The organism is Thalassotalea litorea (assembly GCF_005843925.1).
Classification (GTDB): domain Bacteria; phylum Pseudomonadota; class Gammaproteobacteria; order Enterobacterales; family Alteromonadaceae; genus Thalassotalea_A; species Thalassotalea_A litorea_A.
Genome location: NZ_VCBC01000031.1, coordinates 1 through 1,754 on the forward strand (window position 1 = coordinate 1; position 1,754 = coordinate 1,754).

Annotated in this window: 1 rRNA gene; it reads left to right on the top strand. The window is 49.9% G+C overall.

The window, feature by feature from the left end:
* The first annotated feature begins 131 nt into the window (after positions 1–131).
* Positions 132–1,674: ribosomal RNA gene (locus tag FE810_RS16905) — 16S ribosomal RNA — on the top strand.
* Positions 1,675–1,754 lie beyond the last annotated feature (80 nt).

The window sequence follows — 1,754 nt, forward strand, 5'->3', positions numbered from 1 at the left end:
AAAAGTCTTAATGATTTGTGACACATGAGTCTTTATTAATTTATTTAATAATACGTTTATATGTCAGTTACCTTAATTGGTAACAAGTGATTCATTGAGCAAGTATCTTCGGATACACCAAGACAACTTTTTAATTGAAGAGTTTGATCATGGCTCAGATTGAACGCTGGCGGCAGGCTTAACACATGCAAGTCGAGCGGAAACGAAGAAGAACTTGTTCTTCTGGCGTCGAGCGGCGGACGGGTGAGTAATGCTTGGGAATATGCCTTAAGGTGGGGGACAACAGTTGGAAACGACTGCTAATACCGCATAATGTCTACGGACCAAAGGAGGGGATCTTCGGACCTTTCGCCTTTAGATTAGCCCAAGTGAGATTAGCTAGTTGGTAGGGTAATGGCCTACCAAGGCGACGATCTCTAGCTGGTTTGAGAGGATGATCAGCCACACTGGGACTGAGACACGGCCCAGACTCCTACGGGAGGCAGCAGTGGGGAATATTGCACAATGGGGGAAACCCTGATGCAGCCATGCCGCGTGTGTGAAGAAGGCCTTCGGGTTGTAAAGCACTTTCAGCGAGGAGGAAAGGGTAGTAGTTAATAACTGCTATCTGTGACGTTACTCGCAGAAGAAGCACCGGCTAACTCCGTGCCAGCAGCCGCGGTAATACGGAGGGTGCGAGCGTTAATCGGAATTACTGGGCGTAAAGCGTGCGTAGGCGGTTGTATAAGCGAGATGTGAAAGCCCCGGGCTTAACCTGGGAACTGCATTTCGAACTGTACGACTAGAGTTTTGTAGAGGGTGGTGGAATTTCCAGTGTAGCGGTGAAATGCGTAGAGATTGGAAGGAACATCAGTGGCGAAGGCGGCCACCTGGACAAAAACTGACGCTGAGGCACGAAAGCGTGGGGAGCAAACAGGATTAGATACCCTGGTAGTCCACGCCGTAAACGATGTCAACTAGCTGTCTGTGGACTTGATCCGTGGGTAGCGCAGCTAACGCATTAAGTTGACCGCCTGGGGAGTACGGCCGCAAGGTTAAAACTCAAATGAATTGACGGGGGCCCGCACAAGCGGTGGAGCATGTGGTTTAATTCGATGCAACGCGAAGAACCTTACCATCCCTTGACATCCAGAGAATTTTCTAGAGATAGATTAGTGCCTTCGGGAACTCTGAGACAGGTGCTGCATGGCTGTCGTCAGCTCGTGTTGTGAAATGTTGGGTTAAGTCCCGCAACGAGCGCAACCCCTATCCTTATTTGCCAGCGCGTAATGGCGGGAACTTTAAGGAGACTGCCGGTGATAAACCGGAGGAAGGTGGGGACGACGTCAAGTCATCATGGCCCTTACGGGATGGGCTACACACGTGCTACAATGGCAGATACAGAGGGCAGCAAGACCGCGAGGTGGAGCGAATCCCACAAAGTCTGTCGTAGTCCGGATTGGAGTCTGCAACTCGACTCCATGAAGTCGGAATCGCTAGTAATCGTGGATCAGAATGCCACGGTGAATACGTTCCCGGGCCTTGTACACACCGCCCGTCACACCATGGGAGTGGGTTGCAAAAGAAGTAGCTAGTTTAACCTTCGGGGGGACGGTTACCACTTTGTGATTCATGACTGGGGTGAAGTCGTAACAAGGTAACCCTAGGGGAACCTGGGGTTGGATCACCTCCTTACCTTAAGTAAAACAACTTTTCTTGAGTGTTCACACAAATTGCTTTGATAACGAAATTAAGACGAAGAAATAGGTCGAACC